Source organism: Clavibacter californiensis (assembly GCF_021952865.1).
Taxonomy (GTDB): domain Bacteria; phylum Actinomycetota; class Actinomycetes; order Actinomycetales; family Microbacteriaceae; genus Clavibacter; species Clavibacter californiensis.
In genome coordinates this window covers 846,978-865,847 of sequence record NZ_CP040792.1, presented here as the reverse complement: position 1 = coordinate 865,847, position 18,870 = coordinate 846,978, and the positions used below count along the sequence as shown (strand labels likewise).

Sequence of the window (18,870 nt, the reverse complement as noted above, 5' to 3'; positions counted from 1 at the left end):
ACCGCGAATGTGCATGAGCCGGATGTTACCGTTAACAACACGCGGCAGGAAGGCATCTGCCGTGACTGCCGTCTGCAGAGGCGCGAGCCGAGGCCGACGCGAGCCAAGCGACCGACCTCGCCGTCCTCAACTTCGCGCTCGACCTCCAGTGACTCGAGGCCGAGTTCGATCTCCGCGCCTCCACCGGCGCAAGCCTCCCTACGGGCCTACGGACCTCGACCAGGGGATGACCACTGGCGACGGCGACCGCGACCACCAGGAATCCCGCCTCCAGGGGGGTGAAGCCCGCGACCAGCTGGAATCGCTGAGTCGTGACGAGCTGCACGCCGGCGGTCGTGAACATCGAGAATCCTGCTGCGAGGGTCCCCGCCAGGAACGCGGGATTGCGGAAGATCCCGAACACCAGGAGCGGGTAGGGCAGCACCAGCTGCCGCCGGACGAACAGGGTTCCGCCGATGACCGCACCGGCGAGGGCGAGTGCGATGACGGGAACGGAGCCGCCCTTCGCGATCTCCTTGATCGCGAGGACCATGCCGACGAGCGCGACCAATGCCAGCACGGACGACAGCAGGTCCCACTTCTTCGACGCATCGGCGTCGTTGTGCGGGGCCAGGACCACGGTGGCGATGATCGCCGCGATCCCGACGGGCACGTTGATGAGGAACACCGACCCCCATGGAAATCGCGAGAGCAGCAGGCCGCTGACGATGGGGCCGAGAGCGCTGCCGACGACCGCGGTGCTCCCCCACACGCCGATGCCGATGCTGCGCTCCCGCTCGTCCTCGAACGTCAGACGGATCAGCGCGAGCGTCGCGGGCATCATCGACGCGGCACCGACCGCGAGGATGGCGCGTGCCGCGATCAGGATCCCGGGCGTCGGCGCGAAGGCGGCCGCCAGCGACGCGACCCCGAAGATCACCAGGCCGATGAGGAACATCCGCCGGTGGCCGACACGGTCCCCAGCGTGCCGGCACCGAGGAGCAGTCCCGCCATCACGACCGGGTAGGCGTTGACGATCCAGAGGCTCTCCGAGCTGTCCGCTCCGAGCTCCGTCACCAACGTCGGAAGCGCCGTGTACGGGATCGAGTTGTCCAGAGTGATCAGGAGCAGCCCAGCCGCGACGGTCGCCAGCACCGCCCACCGCCGGCCAGCTCCTGTCAGAGAAGATGCGTGTGCGTGCGCCTTCGTCATCCGTGATGATTACCGTACAAAACATACAGTTACGCCGCGCAGGGCTGGTCGGGACGGCTGCTGCGGACGGCAGCACGCATAAAGCCAGGCCGTCGATTCACATACCCGAAACACACCCGATACGGATCCGACCCGCGGACCTGATGGACTGGGCTAGTCCTCGGCGAGGGCGCCCGCCGGCTGCACCGCAGCCCCAGCGGGGAGGCACCCTCGATCTCCTGCATCGGCTTCGTGGGTCTAACGCGCCGGGTCGCAGGCCGACCACGGCCGCGCGGTCCGCACGATGCCGGCCGCGTCACACCTGCTCAGCAAGGAGACGGAATGTCCAGCGCACTGCTCGTCATCGACATGCAGAACGGCTTCATCCACCCCGACGGGTCACTCCCCCGCCTCGGCATGGGGATACCCGACGTCGACTCGGTCATCGCCGCGAACGCACAGGCCATCGCGGCCGCGCGCGCCGCGAGGATCCCGGTCATCTACACCCGCAGCGTCTTCCGCCCCGGGATGGTCGACCTCCCGATGCGGATGGAGGGCTTCCTCCCGCCGAACTTCGAGCTGCTCGAGCGCGGCAGTTGGGACGCGGACGTCCACGCGGACCTGACGCCAGCGGAGGGCGAGGCGGTCATCGACAAGAACCGCTACGACGCCTTCCTGAACACCCCGCTGGAGCAGGTGCTGCGGACGCTCGGCGCCACAAATGTCCTCGTCACGGGGACGGTCACCTCGATCTGCGTGGAGTCGACGGTGCGGTCGGGATACATGCGCGACTTCGACATGTACGTCGCCTCGGACTGCGTCGCCGGCGCGCCCGGTCAGCACGAGGCATCGCTGGCCATCATGGGCGCGGCCTTCGCGACCGTCCTGCCCTGGCGGGAGGCGATGTCCCGCATCACCGGCGAGGGAGTGCTCGCCGCCGCCGGAGCGTCCGCCGCCGACTGACTGCTAGTCACTCTGGCCACATAGCCACGAACGTAGAGACGGCCTCCGGCACCGAGATGGTGCGGGAGGCCGTCTCCGTCATGCGCTCAGGATCAGTGCACCGGTACCGCGGCCTCCGCGTCCGCACCCTGGGGAAGCAGGTCCGACTTCGAGCCGCGGATGAACACGGCCGCGATGATCGAAGCCAGCACCAGTCCGATGGCCGCCGCGAGGAAGGCCACCGAGTAGCCGCTCGTGAAGGCGTCGAGCTCCGATCCACCGCCGTCGTAGCGGTCGACCGTGGAGGCGTACAGGGCGGTGAACACCGACAGGCCGATCGATCCGCCGATCTGCAGGGCGGAGTTCAACATCGCCGATGCGGCGCCGGCGTCCTGCGGCTCCACGCCGGTGAGGGCGAGGTTCTGCAGCGGGACGAAGATGAACGCCATGCCGACGCCCAGGACGATCAGCGCCGGCATCACCTGCACGAAGTAGGAGCCGTCGACCGTGATGCGGCTGAGGTAGGCGAGGCCGGCGGCGGAGATCAGCGGCCCGCCGATCATCATGGGGCGCGGCCCCGCGGAGGAGAGCAGCTTCGTCGCGACGGGCGCCATGAGCATGATCATCAGCGTCATGGGGAGCGTGGCGAGTCCTGCCGGCAGCGGATCCATGCCGAGCACGATCTGCAGGTGGAACGCGACGTACAGCATGGCTCCGATCAGCACGCTGCCCACGATGGCCTGGATGAGGAACGCTCCTCCTCGGACCGGGTCGGTGACCACGCGCAACGGGAGCAGGGGCTGGGCGACACGGCTCTCGATCAGGACGAAGAGTGCCAGCAGGCCGGCACCCAGGGCGAGGAAGCCGATCGTGTCGATCTGGCCCCAGCCGTGCTCGGCGAGGGTGAACCCGTACACGAGCGAGCCGAGGCCGAGTGTCACGGTGACGGCACCGAGGATGTCGTAGCGGTTGTCGCCTTCGGCCTTGCTCTCGGTGACCAGGACGGCGCCGCCGATGACCCCGACGATGACGAAGAACACGTTGACGAGCAGGCACCACCGCCAGTCGGCGAACTCGGTCAGCACGCCGCCGAGGACGAGGCCGACGGCGGCGCCGGCACCCGCGACCGTGCCGAAGACCGCGAAGGCGGTGTTCCGCTCGCGCCCGCTCGGGAAGGTCACGGTCAGCAGCGCGAGGGCGGCGGGTGCGAGCAGGGCCGCGAACACGCCCTGGAGGCCGCGCGCGACGATCAGCTCGGTGCCGTTCTGGGCCAGGCCGCCGATGACGGAGGCGATGCCGAAGCCGATCATGCCCACCATGAAGGTGCGCTTGCGGCCCCAGTAGTCGGCGACCCGGCCACCGAGCAGCAGCAGGGCCCCGAACGCGAGCGCGTACGCGGTGACGACCCACTGGCGCTCGACGTCGCTGAGGCCGAGCTCCTGCTGGGCCTGCGGCAGGGCGATGTTGACGATGGTGCCGTCGAGCACCACCACGAGCTGGGTGAGCGCGAGGACGACCAGCGCCCACCAGCGCTGGGGAGAGGCGGATGCGCTGGAGGCATTCCGCGAGGGCATGGAAGAGGACATGGAGGATCTCCGGGCTTCGATGGGGATGCCGGAGGTTTTCAGCCTCGGACCGACGACGCCTATGCGCCAGGTCGACCGCACCGATCAGAGTCGGCCAGACGGAGACCGTAGCTCGGGTCGCGCGGTCGCCGCACGCGGGCGGGACGACTTCCCCAGCTATGCGTAATGGACCCGAGAAGCGCACCCGGCCCGCACGCGCCGGCATGCCACGCCGACCTCCGCCGCGCGCATCCGCGATCATCGGGGGATGACCGCACCCCTGCGCATCGTCTCGCTCGTCTTCCCCCATGTGACCCAGCTCGACCTCACCGGTCCGGTGCAGGTGCTGTCCCGGCTCCCCGGCGCGGTCGTGGATCTCGCCTGGCACCGGGTCGAGCCCGTGCAGACGGACAGCGGCTTCGCGCTCCTGCCCACCACCTCGTTCGACGACGCGCCGCAGGCCGACGTGCTGCTCGTCCCGGGAGGCCGCGGGGCGTTCGACCTCATGGCCGACGCCGAGGCCGTCGCGTTCATCGAGCGGCAGGCGGCGGGCGCCCGGCACGTGCTCGGAGTCTGCACCGGGGCGTTCGCCCTCGGCGCCGCGGGGCTCCTCCGCGGACGCCGCGCCACGACGCACTGGGCCTCGCATCCGCTGCTCGAGCTGCTGGGCGCGATCCCCGTGGCCGAGCGCGTCGTCCGGGACGGCCGGCTGATCACGGGCGGCGGCGTGACGAGCGGCATCGACGCGGCGCTCGTCCTCGCGGCGGAGATCGCCGACGACGCGGAGGCCCGCGCGATCCAGCTGGCCCTCGAGTACGACCCGCAGCCGCCGTTCGACGCGGGGCACCCCTCGCGCCCCGAAGCCGATCCGGCCCAGGTCGAGGAGGCGATGTCCCACGCCCGGCGTGAGCGCGCGCCGCTCGTCGCCCGCGCGGGCGAGCGGCTGGTCGACGCCCGCTGACCGCCTGGCCGCTGCGCCCGCCTGGCCGTTCCCCGCCGCATCCGCTCCCGACCCGGTCGCGCGCGCCCGGACCTGGCAGGGTCGATGAGCGGGGATCCACCGATCCGCGCAGATCCCCCGAGGAGCACCATGCCGCTGATCCGTTTCCTGTTCGTCGCCGTCCCCGTGATCCGGAAGTTCCTGCGCAGCCGGCAGGGCAAGGCCGCCATGGCGAAGGGCAAGGCGCAGATGGCCAAGCGCTCGCAGAAGCGCGCCGCCCAGCGGGCGACGCCGACGCGCCGCCGCTAGGTCGACGCCCACGGGATCTGGCGCCCGCTAGGTCCCGGGGGCGAGCAGCGCCGCGATCACCAGCAGCACCGGGATCGAGGCGATCGTCGTGATGAGCACGGTGTCACGCGCCAGCACCACGCCGCGCTCGTAGCGCGACGCGAAGTTGAAGATGTTCTGCGCCGTCGGCAATCCCGCGATCACGGTCGCCGCGAAGGTCTGCGGCGCGTCGAGGTGGAACGCGAAGCGCGCGAGCAGGAACGCGGCGAGCGGCATGACCACCGTCTTGATCACCGAGGCCACGATGATCTCTCCGCGGCCGGATCCGGGCGCGAGCGGCTTCCGCCCCACGAGCGACATGCCGAACGCCATCAGCACGATCGGGATCGCCGCCCCGCCGATCAGCCGGAAGGGCTCGTAGATCGCGTCGGGCACCTGGAGCCCGGTGATCGCGACGAGGATGCCGAGAATCGACGCGATGATCATCGGGTTGCGCAGCGGCTGCGTGAGGATCCCGACCACCGATGCGGATCCGCGGCTCGAGATGTCGAGGACCGTCAGCGTGGTCGGCGCCAGCACCAGCAGCTGGAGCAGCAGCACGGGCGCCACGAGCTGCGCGTCGCCGAGCACGTAGATCGCGACCGGCAGGCCGATGTTGTTGGCGTTGACGTAGCTCGCCGAGGCGGCGCCGATGGTGGTCTCGGCGACCGGCCGGCGGAAGAGGATCCGCGCCACGACCAGGTAGAGGACCGCGGCGACGGCCACCGCGCTCGCCGACGTGAGCAGGAACGCCGAGAACACGACGTGCAGGTCGGCCTTCGCGAGCACCGTGAACAGCAGCGCGGGCGTCGCGACGAAGAACGCCACACGGTTGAGGGAGTGCTGCGCGCCGGGACCCGCGATCCCGGATCGGCCGACGCCGTAGCCCACGGCGATGATGAAGCCGATGATGGCGAACCCGGTCAGCACCCCGATCATCCGGCTCCCCTCGCCCGCGTCCTCCCACCCTACGGGCGGGGCCGGGCCCGTCCCGACGCCGGCAGCCGCCCCGCCCGTTCAGCGCCGGGACACCGCCGCGTCACGCGATCCGCCTAGCGTCGGCCGCGTCGCGCCCGCGACCGACCCGCACCCGCCGCCGCGCCTCCCGCGCCGCGCCCGCTCCGCCAGGAACCCATGCGCCTCCGCACACGCCGCCGCCTGTCCGCCTCCGTCACGCTCGCGCTGGCCCTCGGGATCGCCGCCGGCGGATCCGCCCTCCCGGCGCTCGCCGCGACCGGCACCGGCACCGGATCCGCCACCGGCACCGCCGACCGCACGTACTACAGCAGCAAGACCCCCTACCGGCCGCAGGGCACCGCGGCCGACCTCGCGCCCGCGCCCGCCGGGTTCGCGCCCGTCTACACGGAGTCGGTCGCGCGCCACGGATCCCGCGCCCTGTCGAGCTTCAAGTACGACTCGCTCACCACGCAGGTGTGGGAGCAGGCCCGCTCCGAGGGCGCGCTCACGACGCTCGGCCAGACCCTCGGCCCGGAGGTGGCGAAGCTCACGGCCGCGAACGAGAGGCTCGGCTACGGCAACCTCACCGGCCAAGGCGCCGACCAGCACCGCGGCATCGGCTCGCGCGTCGTCGAGCGGCTGCCGTCGCTGTTCGCAGGGATCGACGCGGGATCCGACACCGTCGCGCTCGAGAGCTCCGGCGAGGCGCGCGCCACCGCGTCGGGCAAGGCGTTCGCGGAGGGGCTGAAGCGCGCGGATCCGCTCCTCGCCTCGCACCTGCCGAAGGACATCCAGAAGGATCCCGACACCCTCTACTTCCACAAGTCCGCCGCGAACGCCGCCTACCAGGCCTACGAGGACGGCCCCGTCGTGACCGCCGCGGTGGATGCGATCCACGCCCAGCCCCGCAGCCACGAGGCCGCGCGCGGCCTGCTCGAGCGCATCTACACGGCCGCCTTCGTCGATCGCCTCGCGGCCGGGCAGTACCACTTCGTCGACGGCGGCGACGGCGGCACCCACGTCGACGACGAGCTCGACGCCGCGATGATGCTCTACAACCTCTACATCATCGCGCCCGACATGACGGAGGAGGTCAGCGTCGACTTCGACCGCTACTTCGCCGGCGACGACGCGGACACGGAGTGGTTCGCCTACCTGCTCGACGCGGAGGACTTCTACTCGAAGGGCCCGGCGTTCCAGGGCAGCGACATCACCTACCGGATGGCGACGCCGCTGCTCGACGACTTCCTCGACTCGATGGACGCGCGCCTCGCCGGATCCGCCACCGCCGCGACGTTCCGCTTCGCGCACGCCGAGACGATCATCCCGTTCGCCGCCCTGATCGGCCTGCCCGGCTCGACGCAGCAGGTCACGCCCGAGGCCCCGTACACGTACGCGACCAACGCCTGGCGCGGCGAGACGGTCACGCCCATGGCCGCGAACGTGCAGTGGGACGTCTTCCGCGACGCGGGCGGCCGCGCCATCGTGCGCATGCTGTACGACGAGAAGGCGATCCCGTTCCGCGCCGGCTGCACGCCCATCGCCCCGGGCTCGCTGTTCTACAACACTGCAGAGGTGCGCCGCTGCCTCACGGGCGCTGCCGCGGCGGATCCGGGCACGACCTCGCCCGGGGCGTCCGACCCCGGCGCGCTCCCCGGCTCGCCCGCCGAGCTCGCCGCCGCCGACGCGTCCGCGGCCCGGGGCGACACCCTCGCCGCCACGGGCATGACGGCCGACGAGCTGCCGTTCCTGGCCGTCCTCGCGTTCGCGCTCGGCGCGGCGGGGATCACCGCGGTCGGCGTGGTGCGGCGGCCGCGGCAGGACCGCCCCGGCCGCACGCGCTAGGCGCTCGGCGCGACCAGCCCCTCCATCACGTCGAAGAAGGCGCTCCAGCCCTGGATCGTCATCGCGCGCTGCTCGTCGGAGAACTCGCCCGCGCGCTGCATCATGGTCATGCGCGTCGCGCCGCCCGCGACCTCCTCGATGTCGACCGTGAGCGGCTCGCCCGCGGGCTCGGCGGGCCGGTCGGTCATCGTCATCGCGATGCGCGACGGCCGGTCGAGCTCGACGTACTCCCCCGCCCAGTCGATGGCGTTCCCGTCGGGCAGGCGCATCACCTCGCTCCACGCGCCGCCGACGCGCACGTCCATGCGCAGCGTGTCGCGCGGCACGTCGACCGCGGCGGTGCCGAACCACGCGGAGAAGTCGGCCGGCGTGATCCACGCGTCGAAGACGCGCTCGCGTGGGGCCGCGAACGTGCGGGTGATGACGATGGGCTCGCTCACGGCGACCTCCGATGACGTGGGGCGGACGGGTCCCGCTGCGGCGGCGCCGGACGCGGAAGGGCCGCCGCCTCCGCGATGGACACGGCGGCCCTGCCGCGATCCGACCAGCCGGGGACCGCGTTGTCAACGGGTCGTGCGCCGACCGGATGCCCGGGTCAGCTCCCGGATCCGTCGCGGGCGTCGCTCGACGGCACCGCGATCCGCGACGCGTCGTCGGCCGCGTCCGGTCCGGTCGCCTGCGCCGCGCTCGCGCCGGCGCGGCCGCCCGCGCGCTGCTCCGCCTCGAGCCGCTCGGCCTCCTCGCCGCCGACGGCCTCGCCGCGGGCGACGAGCCCGGCGACGTCCGACAGCGGGATCTGCTTGAGCACGAGCGAGAGCACGAAGGCGATCGCGATGAACGGCACGAGGTACCAGAACACCGGCGCCAGGGCGTCGGCGTACGCGTCGACGATCCCGTCGCGCACCGCGTCCGGCAGCGCGTTCAGCGTCTGCGGGTCGATGCTGCTGGCGGAGGCCGCCGCATCGCCCGGCGCTGCGCCCGCCCCGGCGAACACGGTCGTGAGGTTCTCGGTGAGGCGCGTCGTGAACAGCGTGCCGAACACGGCCGTGCCGAGCGCGGCGCCCACCTCGCGGAAGTAGTTGTTCGTGCTGGTCGCGGTGCCGATCTGGGCGGCGGGCACCGCGTTCTGCACCACGAGCACCACCACCTGCATGATGAGGCCGAGGCCCAGCCCGAAGATGAAGAGGAACACGCAGATCAGCCACACCGGCGTCTGGGCGGTGAGGGAGGTCATCAGCACGAGCGCGAGCATCGTGAGGAGCGTGCCGACGATGGGGAAGATCCGGTACTTCCCGGTGCGGCTGATGAGGATGCCCGACGTGATCGACATGCCGATGAGGCCCACCATCATCGGCAGGAGCAGGAGCCCCGAGACCGCGGCGGAGGTGCCGGTGGACATCTGCAGGAACGTCGGCACGAAGCCGATGGCCGCGAACATCCCGATGCCGAGCGCGAGGCCGATGGCCGTGGCGTTCACGAATACGGGGTTCCGGAAGAGGCTCAGCGGGATCACCGGGTCGTCCGCCCGCGACTCCGTGAAGACGAACAGCGACGCCGCGACCACGAGCCCGAGGCCCCACGCCCAGGTGAGGAGCGAGCCCCAGCCGTAGGCCTTGTCGCCGCCGAAGTCGGTGAAGAAGATGAGGCACGTCGTGGCGATGGACAGCAGCACGACGCCGGCCACGTCGATCCGCTTGGTCACCTTCTTGCTCGGCAGCGTCAGCGCGATGAACGCCACGACGAAGGCCGCGATCCCGACCGGGATGTTGATGTAGAACGCCCACTGCCAGGTGAGGTGGTCGACGAAGAAGCCGCCGAGGAGCGGGCCGCCGACGGCCGAGAGGCCGAAGATGCCGCCGAGCGGGCCGAGGTACTTGCCGCGCTGGTTGGCCGGCACGATGTCGGCGATGATCGACTGCGACAGGATCATGAGCCCGCCGCCGCCGAGGCCCTGCGCGGCGCGGAACACCACGAACGTCCAGAAGTCGCCCGCGAACGCGCAGCCCACGGAGGCGAGCGTGAAGATCGCGATGGCCGCGAGGAAGAGGTTGCGTCGGCCGAGCACGTCGCCGAACTTGCCGTAGATGGGCATGACGATCGTGGTGGCCAGCAGGTACGCGGTGGTGATCCAGACCTGGTGGTCGACGCCGCCGAGCTCGCCGACGATGGTCGGCATCGCGGTGGAGACGATGGTCTGGTCGAGGCTCGACAGGAGCATGCCGGCGATGAGGGCCGAGAAGATGATCCAGATGCGCCGCTGCGTGAGCAGGAGGGGCGCGGGGGCGGTGGCGGTCATGGGGTCCGTTCAGGCTGGCGGGTGGTCACGGTGGTGGTGGGATGGGCGATCTCGCGGAGGGCGTCGAGGCGCCGCCGCATGATGAGCTGGATGGGATCGGTGTTGCCGGGGGCGAGGAACTCGCGCGCGCTCGCCCGGCCGAGCGCGCCCATGGTCTGGACGAGGACGGCCGCGCGGAGGTCGCCGGGCGGCACCCCCTCGCGGCGCTCGACGAGGAGCACGTCCTTCGCCTCGTCCTCGATGGCGGCCTCGAGGGCGCGCACGAGGAGGCCGGGCTCGCGGCGGAAGGCCGCGTGCATGTCCTGCATCGAGGTGCCGTCGGTGTCGAGGCGGGCCCAGCGCTCGAGGCACAGGTCCGCGAAGTCGTCGAGCAGCGACGGCGAGAGCGCGGGATCCGCGGGGTCGCCGGCCGCGACGAACGCGTCCTCGAGGTCCTGGGTCTCGACGCGCGAGGAGCGTCCGAAGAGCGCGTCCTCCTTGGAGGCGAAGTAGTTGAAGAAGGTGCGGCGGGAGACGCCGGCCTCGTCGCAGACCTCCTCGACGGTGAAGCCGGCGAGGCCGCGCTCCGCGGTGAGGCGGCGCGCCAGCGTCGTCAGTCGCGCCGATGTCTCCACCCGGCGGCGCTCCCGCAGTCCTGTTGCACCATCTTCCATGGAGTGCATGTTTGCACTTTCAGGCGCGGAGTGCAAGATGGGCTCCTCGCGGGTTCCCGTTCGACGCGAGGCGCGTGGCTCACGGTCACCCGCCTCCGCGCACGGGATACGACCCGAACGGCGGCATCCGGCCATCCGACCGGTGAACACGTCGATGCGAGATCGACAGAGAGCGAGTGACGCATGGAACGAGATCCCGGACAGCCCGTGCGGACCGCGGACGGCTGGGTCCAGGGCGTCGTCGAGGGCGACGTCGAGCACTGGCGCGGCATCCCCTACGCCGCCGCCCCGGTGGGTCCGCGCCGGTTCCGTGCACCGGCCCCCGCCGAGCCGTGGGAGGGGACCCGGGCGGCCGCCGAGTTCGGGCCAGGGCCCTGGGAGACGCCCCTCGGCCGCTCGAGCCGCCAGGTGCCCGGTGAGCCGACGGTCAGCGAGGACTGCCTGACCGTCAACGTCGCCGCGCAGACGGGGCGGCCTGGCCCGCGTCCGGTCATCGTCTTCATCTACGGCGGCGGGAACCGGAGCGGCAGGTCCTCGCTCTATCCGGGGGAACGGCTCATCGGCGACTCCGACGTCATCGCGGTGACCTTCAACTTCCGGGTCGGGGTGCTCGGCTTCCTCGACCTCGCCGGGCGCAGCGGAGGCGGCGACCACGACTCGAACCTCGCCCTCCGGGACCAGATGGCCGCTCTCCGCTGGATCCGGTCGAACATCGCCGCGTTCGGGGGCGATCCGGAGAACGTCACCATCTACGGGCAGTCCGCCGGGGCCCTGGCCGTCACGACGCTCCTGGCCTCTCCCGCCGCCTCCGGGCTGTTCGCCCGCGCGGTGTCCGCGAGCGCGCCGGCCTTCCACGCCTACTCGCGGGAACGGGTGCAGGACTGGACGGCCCGCTACCTCCGCGTGCTCGGGCTCGACGGCGACGACGTGTCGGAGATCCGACGCGTGCCGGCGAGGTCGCTCATCACGGCCGCCAGGACGTTCGACCGGCAGACGCGTGAGGAGACCACGGGCACCATCAGCATGAGCTACGTCGTCGACGGCGATCTGCTCCCCGAAGCGCCGATCGACGCGTATCGCGGCGGGCGCGCGCTCCGACTGCCCCTCATGATCGGCACCTGCCACGACGAGCACACGGTCTTCCAGAAGGCCATGAAGGGCGAGCTCGCGTCGTCCCGGGATGAGCTCGAGAGGCTGTTCGCCGCGTCGCCCGCGGGGACGCTCGACCGCGTCCGCGGGGCGTACTCCTCCCGGGGGCGGGTCGACGAGGCGCGGATCGGCGGCGACGCGGCCTTCTGGCACCCGGCCGTCGCCGTCGCCGAGGCGCACAGCCGCTACGCCCCGACCCGGATGTTCCGCCTCGACAGGGGCCCGCGGCTCATGTCCCTGCTCGGCTTCGGCGTGACGCACGGATCCGACATCGCCCTGCTGTTCGGACAGCTCGACTGCATCGAGAAGGCCATCGGCGCCTCGCGATCCGATGCCGACGTCGCCGGCGCCCTCCGCGCGGACCTCGTGTCCTTCGCGCACGGGAGCGGCCCCGGCCCGGAGTGGCCGCTCTACGACGCGGACAGGCGCGCGACGCAGGTCTACACGCGCGAGCGGACGATCGTCGACGATCCCCACGGGCCGCGTCGCGCCGCGTGGGAGGGCTTCGTCGGGTACCCCTAGCAGCGGGCGGGCACCGGGAGGCCCGTCCCGACCCGTCGCGGACGGGGACGGCGACGGCCGGTGGAGACGGCGCTCGTCGTCGCGCTCGAGCAGTCCCGCGTCCACCCGCTCGCTCACGATGCGGTGCGCCGTGGTGCTCGGCAGGCCCGACCGGCGGCCGATCTCCACGGCCGTCTGCACGGTGCGCGTCCGCGTGAGGGTGACGAAGATGCGCACGGGGCGACCCGTCGCGGAGTCGCCCTCGGGGGAGTCGGCCACGGCACGTCATCGCACCCGCATCAGCGCACCGACCGATAGCCGACCGTGGATCAGCTGCGGTGCCAGCCCTCGATCGCCGCGAGCCGAAGGGGGCGAGCTCCTGAGGGCGGGCCCCGATCAGATGCGGAAGCCCTCCGGCCAGCCGTGGGACTCGAGGTAGGCGCGCACGCGCTCGATGTCGGCGTCCGACGGCATCTCGGAGGTGACGCCCGCGATGGCCGAGGCGACGTCGAGGCGGCTGGCGGGCAGCCCGCCCTCGGATGCGAGCCGCGCGCTCACCTCCCGCACCTCCTCGTCGCTGAGGCGGCGACGGAGCAGCGCGAGCAGCGGCACGAAGTCCTGCTCGGGCAGGCCGGCCGGGTAGCCCGCGCGCAGCCACGCGACGATGCGGGAGACGAGGCCCGTGCGCTCGGTCGCGCGCGCGTCGGCGGCGTCCGGCTCGTGCAGGTCCTCCGGGGATCCGAGCGGCCAGCCCGCGGCCGCCAGCCGCGCCGAGACGCGCACCAGGTCCTCGGGCATCGCCGGGCCGAGCAGCATCGCCTCGACGCGCTCGCGGAGCTGGCTCCTGCCCATCTCCTCGCCGGCGGCTTCGGCCGCGACCGCGTCGTCGACGAGCTGGTCGACCACCTGCTCGAGCTCCTCGGCGGTGAGGCTGCGGCGGAGGATCCCGAGCAGCGGCACGTAGTCCTGGTCCGGCACGCCGGACGGGTAGCCCGCGCGCAGCCAGCCGACGACGCGCTGGACGATGCCACGGTCGGGGCGGTCGGGCGCGACGACGCCCGTCGCGCCGTCGTCCGGCCCGTCGCCCTCGGATGCGCTGTCGGTCACGGTCAGCCCTTCGAGGTGAAGGTCGGGATGACGTGCTCGAAGCTCACCGACTGGCCGAGGCCCGTCGCGATGATGAGCGTGAGGCCCGCGATGACGGCGAGGACGACGACCGCGTAGCAGAGGGCGCCGGCCACCTGGAGGACGACGGGCGGCAGGCGGCGCGCGGAGTCGGATCCGGCGACGCGGCCGCTGGTGTCGGGGCTGGCGAGCGCGAAGGACCGCACGCCGAGGGCGAAGAGGGCGGGCAGGCCCGCGCCGAGGAGGAGGGCGACGAGGGCGACCTGGCCGACCGCGGAGAGGAAGAGGGGGAGCATGGCGGGGTCCTTCAGACGTCGGCGGGCTGGGCTGCGGGGCGGGCGGTCTTCTCGTCGGACCACTCGTCGTTGACGTTGTGCGCGCCGACGTCGTCCTTGCGCGAGCGGACGTAGACGGTGATGGACACGGCGACGAGCACGAGCGTCATCGCGATGCCGCCGGCCGCACCGCCGATGAGGTGGCCGAGCCACCACATGATCGCGCCGACGAGGGCGGCGGCCGGGAGGGTGATGATCCATGCCACGACCATGCGCAGCGCCACGCGCCAGCGCACCTGCGCGCCGGGGCGGCCGACGCCGGAGCCGAGGATGGAGCCGGTGGCGACGTGCGTGGTGGAGAGCGCGAAGCCGAGGTGGCTGGAGGCGAGGATGACCGCGGCCGACGAGCTCTCGGCCGCCATGCCCTGGTGCGTGTCGATCTCGACGAGGCCCTTGCCGACCGTGCGGATGATCCGCCAGCCGCCGATGTAGGTGCCGAGCGAGATGGCGAGCGCGCAGCTGATCTTCACCCAGAAGGGCACGGACTCGGTGTCGGTCCAGCCGCCCGCCGCGATGAGCGCGAGCGTGATGACGCCCATGGTCTTCTGCGCGTCGTTCGTGCCGTGCGCGAGCGAGACGAGCGAGGCGCTGCCGATCTGGCCGATGCGGAAGGTGCGGTCGAGGCCGCGCCCGGCGAGGTTGCCGACGATCCGGAACACGAGCCATGTGCCGACGGCGGCCACCGCCCCGGCGAGGATCGGCGACATGAGCGCCGGCAGGATCACCTTGCCCACGACGCCGTCGAGCTTGGATCCGTCGCCCGCCCAGTTCACGCCGTTGAGGCCGAGGCCCGCGAGCGTCGAGCCGATGAGGCCGCCGAACAGCGCGTGCGAGGAGCTCGACGGGAGGCCGAGCAGCCAGGTGAGCAGGTTCCAGACGATGCCGCCGATGAGGCCGGCGAGCACGATGAGCAGCAGCGCGGATCCGCCGCCCTGCAGCAGCGCCGGGTCGGGGGCGCCCGACTTGTCCTGGATCTTGACGACCGCGTTCGTGACCGTGAGCGCGACCTCGATGCTGAGGAACGCGCCGACCAGGTTGAGCACGGCGGAGAGCGTGACGGCCACCTTGGGCTTCAGCGCGCCGGTGGCGATGGACGTGGCCATCGCGTTCGCCGTGTCATGGAAGCCGTTGGTGAAGTCGAAGGCGAGCGCCGTGATGACGACGAGCACGAGGAGAATGAATGGATCCACGGCGATGATCCTGCGCCCTGCACGCGTGTCCCCTCTACGGGGGACCGTCGGGTTCACCCGCTGTTCACCCGCGGCTGTGGATGAGCCGGCCCCGGCCGCCGTCGCTCGAACCGACCCGGAGGACCCCCATGCCCGACACCCCGCCCGCATCCCCGGCCGTCGCGCTGGTCCCCGTCGACGTCGAGCGCGACCGCGACGCGCTCCGCGAGTTCCTCACCTCGAACGCGTTCCCGTTCCACGTGCGGCCGGCGCCGACGGCCGAGGACGTCGAGGCGCGCATCTCCGCCGGCGACTTCGACGGCCCCGAGCACGCCGCCCTCTGGATCGAGGTCGCGGGATCCGGCCGCGTGGGCCTCGTCGTGCTGGACGACCTCGAGGATCCCGGCGTGCTGTTCGACCTGCGGCTCGCGGAGGCCGCGCGCGGTCGCGGGCTCGGCGCGACGGTGGTGCGCGCGCTGACCGCGCACGTGTTCGGCTCGTACCCGCACGTGACGCGCTTCGAGGCGCAGACGCGCGACGACAACCTGCCGATGCGCCGCGTGCTCGTGCGCGCGGGCTTCGTGAAGGAGGCGCACTACCGCGACGGCTGGCCCGTCGCGGGCGGCGAACCGCGCGCGTCCGTCGGCTACGCGGTGCTGCGGCGCGACCACGAGACGGGGACGACGACGCCCGTCCCGGCGGACGACGAGGCGTAGGCCTCGCCGTTCGCGCACGGATGCTGCGCGGCCGCGCCGATCCACGCGCGGATCCGGCACACGGGACACGATCCGGCGCCGATCCCGCGGATACGGTGGAGGCACCGCACGCCACCCGCACGATCGGAGGTCGATCCATGTCCAGCGCCGCACCCACCGCAGCCGTCATCGGCGAGCCCGAGGTCGTGGAGGACGTGCGCTCCGTCGCCTCCTCCCCCGCCTGGCTCGCCCTCAAGGACGCCGCCGTGGCGCTCCAGCCGATGCAGGTGAAGGACGGTTCGGTCCCCGACACGGCGCACCATGCGGAGGCCGGGCGGCTGATCCAGACCATCCGCGACTCCGCCCGCGCGCTCGCCCCGCTCTTCCCGCACGACGCCGCCTACCTCGCGGCGCTCGACGTGGACTTCGCGCGATGGGTCGACGCCGGGCTCGGCGTGCCGGACTTCCTCGACTCCCTGAACGCGTTCCAGCCGCAGCGCGACCGGGTGGACGGGATCCGGCACCTCGTCGTCTTCCCGATGACCACGCAGAACGGCAGCGCGTCCAGGCTCGTCGAGGCCGTGCTCATCGAGGTCGTCTGGCCGGAGTTCGTCGCCGAGCTGGAGGCGGGCGACTACGGCAACGCGCTGTTCGTCCCCATCCGCTTCGTCGACTTCACGCCCGGCTACGACACCAACTCGGCCGTGCTGTTCCCCGAGACCGTCGCGATGCGCGAGATCCCGACCTTCACCTGGGGTGCGATCTTCGCCGACCGCGAGGCCGCGCGCTTCCGCCGCGTGGTGCGCCACGCCGCCGAGGTCACGAAGCTCGAGCTGCCGGACGACGCCCGGCGCCTGCTGGAGGACCAGCGGCTCGCGGAGGAGACCTTCGTGATGTGGGACCTCATCCACGACCGCACGCACATGCGCGGCGACCTGCCGTTCGATCCGTTCATGATCAAGCAGCGGATGCCGTTCTTCCTCTACTCGATCGAGGAGCTGCGCTGCGACCTCACGGCGTTCCGCGAGGCCGTCGCGATCCAGCGCCGGCTCGCAGCGGTGGATCCCGCCGAGCGCACCGACGCCGACGACGCGCTGCTCGAGCGCGCCGGCATGGTGCAGCACGCCGTGATCTTCGACCGGATCTTCCGCTTCGCCATCACCGGATCCCGCGTGCGCAACTACGACGGCCTCGGCGGCCAGCTGCTGTTCGCGTGGCTGCACCAGCACCACGTGCTGCACTGGACCGACACGCGCCTCACGATCGACTGGGACGACGTCGCCGACGTGGTCGTGGCCCTCGCCGACCGCGTGAACGACCTCTACTGGCGCTCCATCGACCGGCCCAAGACCGCGCACTGGCTGGCCGCGTACGCGATGGTGACGGAGACGGTCACGCCGCACCCCGCGTCCACGTGGGCGAAGGGACCCGGCGCGCTGCCGCTCGACGGGCCGCCGAAGGGCCTGACGGACCTCGTGCTCGACGACGAGTTCCCGCTCAGCATGTTCTTCGAGGCGCTGGAGAAGAAGATGCGCGACGTCATCGGATCCACCGCCGGGATCACGGGGGAGGCCGCGTGAGCGTCGACGGCCGCGTGGTCGTGGTCGCCGGCGCGTCGAGCACCGCCGGACGCGCCGTCTGCGCCGAGTTGACGGCGGCGGGCGCGCGCGTCGTCGCGGTCGGCACGGACGCCGGGCGGCTCGACGACGTCGATGCGTCCCGGCGCGAGGTGTGCGACCTCGCCGACCACGCGGCCGTCGTGGACCTGGCCGGCCGGATCCGCGCCGAGCTCGGCGGCGTCGACGGGCTGATCCACCTGGTCGGCGGCTGGCGCGGCGGCAACGGCCTCGAGGGCCAGACCGACGACGACTGGGACTTCCTGCACGAGCGGCTCGTGACCACGCTGCGCAACACGACGCGCGCCTTCGACGCCGACCTGCAGGCGTCCGAGGCCGGCCGTCTCGCCATCGTCTCCTCCACCGCCGTGCAGCGTCCGTACCCGGGCGGCGCCAACTACTCGACCGCGAAGATCGCCGCGGAGACGTGGGTGCGCGCGGTCGACCGCGGCTTCTCCAAGGCCGGATCCCCCGCCCGGACCACGATCTTCGTGGTCAAGGCGCTCGGCGGCCTCGAGCGGGCGCTCGCGCGGCGGGTCGTGGGGCTGTGGACCTCCGTGCCGCCCGAGCGGGACCTGATCGAGAGCTGACGCGGCCGCTCCCCTAGCACACGGAGATCGCCCCGGATGGGGCACGGTCCCCGCTCCCGTGGGCGCCGACGCGCGGTATACGTTCACGTGGTGACGCCAGCCGCAAGAACCGCCGAGCACGACGCCTTCGGCCCGTGGATCGACACCGTCCGCACCCTCGACGAGGTCCCCCGCCTGTACCGACCGCACGGCGTCGACCCGTTCGCCGCCCGCCTGGTGCTCAAGGTCCCGCGCGACATCCCGCGCCGCGACACCGACCCGACCATGGACCTGTACGACCACCTCCTCGTCGTCGGCGACCGCGAGCTGGAGGTGCTCTCGCGCGACGGCTCCGCGTACACCGCCCGACGCATCCCCTTCGCCGGCCTCGTGGCCGTGCGCGACCGCGTCGACCTGCTCGACGGCCTGCTCACGGTGCACACGGCCGACGGCCAGGCCCTGCGGATCCCGTTCAACGGCGCATCCGCCGACGTGGTCGTGGAGCTGACCGAGCTGCTGATGACGCTCGCGGGCGAGTCCGCCGGGGTGCCGAGCTCCTGCCCGAAGCAGACCGCACGGGCGACGCCGCGCATCGACGTCGGGCAGGACGAGGCCGGCGTCGCGGCGGCGTACTGGGACCTGGCCGCGCGCGATCCGCAGCTCCGCTACCTGTCGTCGCGCCCGCGCACGCCGCTCGTGCCCACCGCCGACGGACTCATGGGCGCGCTGCAGCGGCTCCGGCCGATGAGCCTCGCGGGCGCGGTGGCGGCGTGCTCCCCGCGCGAGCTGCTGCTCCTCACCCGCCGCGACCAGGTCCTCCGCCGCCGCACCGCGACGCTCTCGATCGACCGCCTCCGGATCCTCCGCCACGCCATCTCCAGCACCACCGCCGAGCCGCACACGCGCTGGGTCGGCATGTCGACGGTGACGATCCGCGCGGGCGCCGCCTCCTTCGAGATCGTCGCCGCGTCCGCGGACGAGCTCGAGTGCCACCTCGTGACCGGCGGCAGCTGAGG

General features: G+C 72.4%; 19 protein-coding genes. 9 read left to right on the top strand and 10 right to left on the bottom strand.

All coding sequences use genetic code 11. From position 1 onward, the window contains the following. Window positions 1-31: 31 nt before the first annotated feature. Window positions 32-937 (bottom strand): MFS transporter, encoded by a 906-nt coding sequence (locus FGD68_RS15620; RefSeq protein WP_237609823.1) that lies wholly within the window; start codon window positions 935-937, stop codon window positions 32-34. Then, complete coding sequence (locus FGD68_RS15615; protein WP_237609822.1) at window positions 916-1,191, bottom strand: hypothetical protein; 276 nt, start codon at window positions 1,189-1,191, stop codon at window positions 916-918. Before FGD68_RS15615 ends, FGD68_RS15620 begins: the two co-directional genes overlap by 22 nt. A gap of 321 nt (window positions 1,192-1,512) precedes the next feature. Here FGD68_RS15615 and FGD68_RS04370 point away from each other — a divergent pair, with 321 nt between their 5' ends. Next, on the top strand, window positions 1,513-2,133 hold the full coding sequence (locus FGD68_RS04370; RefSeq protein ID WP_119372274.1) for a cysteine hydrolase family protein: 621 nt from the start codon (window positions 1,513-1,515) through the stop codon (window positions 2,131-2,133). A gap of 92 nt (window positions 2,134-2,225) precedes the next feature. Here FGD68_RS04370 and FGD68_RS04365 read toward each other — a convergent pair whose 3' ends face one another. Then, window positions 2,226-3,686 carry an MFS transporter gene (locus tag FGD68_RS04365; protein ID WP_119372273.1) on the bottom strand — a complete coding sequence of 487 codons (1,461 nt, stop codon included), beginning with the start codon at window positions 3,684-3,686 and terminating at the stop codon, window positions 2,226-2,228. Between the two features lie 259 nt (window positions 3,687-3,945). On the opposite strand from FGD68_RS04365, the gene FGD68_RS04360 reads away from it, so the two are divergent. Together FGD68_RS04360 and FGD68_RS04355 are read left to right on the top strand one after the other, a co-directional pair. Further along, window positions 3,946-4,638: a DJ-1/PfpI family protein gene (locus FGD68_RS04360; protein ID WP_119372271.1), complete on the top strand. Its 693-nt coding sequence runs from the start codon at window positions 3,946-3,948 to the stop codon at window positions 4,636-4,638. 129 nt (window positions 4,639-4,767) lie between these two features. Next, complete coding sequence (locus tag FGD68_RS04355; protein ID WP_167332595.1) at window positions 4,768-4,926, top strand: hypothetical protein; 159 nt, start codon at window positions 4,768-4,770, stop codon at window positions 4,924-4,926. A 27-nt stretch (window positions 4,927-4,953) separates the two neighbouring features. Here the strand turns inward: FGD68_RS04355 and FGD68_RS04350 are convergent, their stop codons facing one another. After that, window positions 4,954-5,883 (bottom strand): AEC family transporter, encoded by a 930-nt coding sequence (locus FGD68_RS04350; RefSeq protein ID WP_119372270.1) that lies wholly within the window; start codon window positions 5,881-5,883, stop codon window positions 4,954-4,956. 195 nt (window positions 5,884-6,078) lie between these two features. On the opposite strand from FGD68_RS04350, the gene FGD68_RS04345 reads away from it, so the two are divergent. Next, on the top strand, window positions 6,079-7,746 hold the full coding sequence (locus FGD68_RS04345; RefSeq protein WP_237609821.1) for a histidine-type phosphatase: 1,668 nt from the start codon (window positions 6,079-6,081) through the stop codon (window positions 7,744-7,746). On the opposite strand, the gene FGD68_RS04340 is transcribed toward FGD68_RS04345, so the two are convergent. The 3 genes from FGD68_RS04340 to FGD68_RS04330 form a co-directional block, all read right to left on the bottom strand. Beyond that, window positions 7,743-8,186 (bottom strand): SRPBCC family protein, encoded by a 444-nt coding sequence (locus tag FGD68_RS04340; protein ID WP_237609820.1) that lies wholly within the window; start codon window positions 8,184-8,186, stop codon window positions 7,743-7,745. The two genes, FGD68_RS04345 and FGD68_RS04340, sit on opposite strands and share 4 nt — an antisense overlap. Window positions 8,187-8,341: 155 nt before the next feature. Then, window positions 8,342-10,042, bottom strand: a complete 1,701-nt coding sequence (locus FGD68_RS04335) for an MDR family MFS transporter (RefSeq protein WP_237609819.1) — start codon at window positions 10,040-10,042, stop codon at window positions 8,342-8,344. Then, entirely contained in the window at window positions 10,039-10,656 is a 618-nt protein-coding gene (locus FGD68_RS04330) for a TetR/AcrR family transcriptional regulator (protein WP_237609818.1), read from the bottom strand. Before FGD68_RS04330 ends, FGD68_RS04335 begins: the two co-directional genes overlap by 4 nt. Before the next feature lie 222 nt (window positions 10,657-10,878). Here FGD68_RS04330 and FGD68_RS04325 point away from each other — a divergent pair, with 222 nt between their 5' ends. Further along, window positions 10,879-12,366: a carboxylesterase/lipase family protein gene (locus tag FGD68_RS04325; RefSeq protein ID WP_119373442.1), complete on the top strand. Its 1,488-nt coding sequence runs from the start codon at window positions 10,879-10,881 to the stop codon at window positions 12,364-12,366. A gap of 375 nt (window positions 12,367-12,741) precedes the next feature. On the opposite strand, the gene FGD68_RS04320 is transcribed toward FGD68_RS04325, so the two are convergent. From FGD68_RS04320 to FGD68_RS04310, 3 genes are read right to left on the bottom strand one after another with little or no spacing between them, the layout of a single operon-like run. Then, window positions 12,742-13,452: a DUF3349 domain-containing protein gene (locus tag FGD68_RS04320; RefSeq protein WP_237609817.1), complete on the bottom strand. Its 711-nt coding sequence runs from the start codon at window positions 13,450-13,452 to the stop codon at window positions 12,742-12,744. Between the two features lie 2 nt (window positions 13,453-13,454). Next, on the bottom strand, window positions 13,455-13,766 hold the full coding sequence (locus tag FGD68_RS04315) for a hypothetical protein (protein ID WP_104235890.1): 312 nt from the start codon (window positions 13,764-13,766) through the stop codon (window positions 13,455-13,457). Between the two features lie 11 nt (window positions 13,767-13,777). Next, window positions 13,778-14,995, bottom strand: coding sequence for an inorganic phosphate transporter (locus FGD68_RS04310; protein WP_119372722.1), 1,218 nt, complete (start codon window positions 14,993-14,995; stop codon window positions 13,778-13,780). 128 nt (window positions 14,996-15,123) lie between these two features. Between FGD68_RS04310 and FGD68_RS04305 the strand changes: the two genes are divergently transcribed. From FGD68_RS04305 to FGD68_RS04290, 4 genes are all read left to right on the top strand, one after another. Continuing rightward, entirely contained in the window at window positions 15,124-15,690 is a 567-nt protein-coding gene (locus FGD68_RS04305; RefSeq protein ID WP_119372721.1) for a GNAT family N-acetyltransferase, read from the top strand. 137 nt (window positions 15,691-15,827) lie between these two features. Then, a complete protein-coding gene (locus tag FGD68_RS04300) occupies window positions 15,828-17,249 on the top strand; it encodes a DUF6421 family protein (protein ID WP_119372723.1) in 1,422 nt (473 codons plus the stop codon). Continuing rightward, window positions 17,246-17,875 (top strand): SDR family oxidoreductase, encoded by a 630-nt coding sequence (locus FGD68_RS04295; protein ID WP_119372720.1) that lies wholly within the window; start codon window positions 17,246-17,248, stop codon window positions 17,873-17,875. The genes FGD68_RS04300 and FGD68_RS04295 overlap by 4 nt, the downstream gene beginning before the upstream one ends. A 90-nt stretch (window positions 17,876-17,965) precedes the next feature. Beyond that, a complete protein-coding gene (locus tag FGD68_RS04290) occupies window positions 17,966-18,868 on the top strand; it encodes a hypothetical protein (RefSeq protein WP_104235927.1) in 903 nt (300 codons plus the stop codon). Window positions 18,869-18,870: the final 2 nt, after the last annotated feature.

Excerpts from the sequence above, each read along its gene's own strand:
- FGD68_RS15620 (WP_237609823.1), bottom strand. The coding sequence starts at position 937 with ATGTTCCTCATCGGCCTGGTGATCTTCGGGGTCGCGTCGCTGGCGGCC.
- FGD68_RS15615 (WP_237609822.1), bottom strand. The coding sequence starts at position 1,191 with ATGACGAAGGCGCACGCACACGCATCTTCTCTGACAGGAGCTGGCCGG.
- FGD68_RS04370 (WP_119372274.1), top strand. The coding sequence starts at position 1,513 with ATGTCCAGCGCACTGCTCGTCATCGACATGCAGAACGGCTTCATCCAC.
- FGD68_RS04365 (WP_119372273.1), bottom strand. The coding sequence starts at position 3,686 with ATGCCCTCGCGGAATGCCTCCAGCGCATCCGCCTCTCCCCAGCGCTGG.
- FGD68_RS04360 (WP_119372271.1), top strand. The coding sequence starts at position 3,946 with ATGACCGCACCCCTGCGCATCGTCTCGCTCGTCTTCCCCCATGTGACC.
- FGD68_RS04355 (WP_167332595.1), top strand. The coding sequence starts at position 4,768 with ATGCCGCTGATCCGTTTCCTGTTCGTCGCCGTCCCCGTGATCCGGAAG.
- FGD68_RS04350 (WP_119372270.1), bottom strand. The coding sequence starts at position 5,883 with ATGATCGGGGTGCTGACCGGGTTCGCCATCATCGGCTTCATCATCGCC.
- FGD68_RS04345 (WP_237609821.1), top strand. The coding sequence starts at position 6,079 with ATGCGCCTCCGCACACGCCGCCGCCTGTCCGCCTCCGTCACGCTCGCG.
- FGD68_RS04335 (WP_237609819.1), bottom strand. The coding sequence starts at position 10,042 with ATGACCGCCACCGCCCCCGCGCCCCTCCTGCTCACGCAGCGGCGCATC.
- FGD68_RS04325 (WP_119373442.1), top strand. The coding sequence starts at position 10,879 with ATGGAACGAGATCCCGGACAGCCCGTGCGGACCGCGGACGGCTGGGTC.
- FGD68_RS04315 (WP_104235890.1), bottom strand. The coding sequence starts at position 13,766 with ATGCTCCCCCTCTTCCTCTCCGCGGTCGGCCAGGTCGCCCTCGTCGCC.
- FGD68_RS04305 (WP_119372721.1), top strand. The coding sequence starts at position 15,124 with ATGCCCGACACCCCGCCCGCATCCCCGGCCGTCGCGCTGGTCCCCGTC.
- FGD68_RS04300 (WP_119372723.1), top strand. The coding sequence starts at position 15,828 with ATGTCCAGCGCCGCACCCACCGCAGCCGTCATCGGCGAGCCCGAGGTC.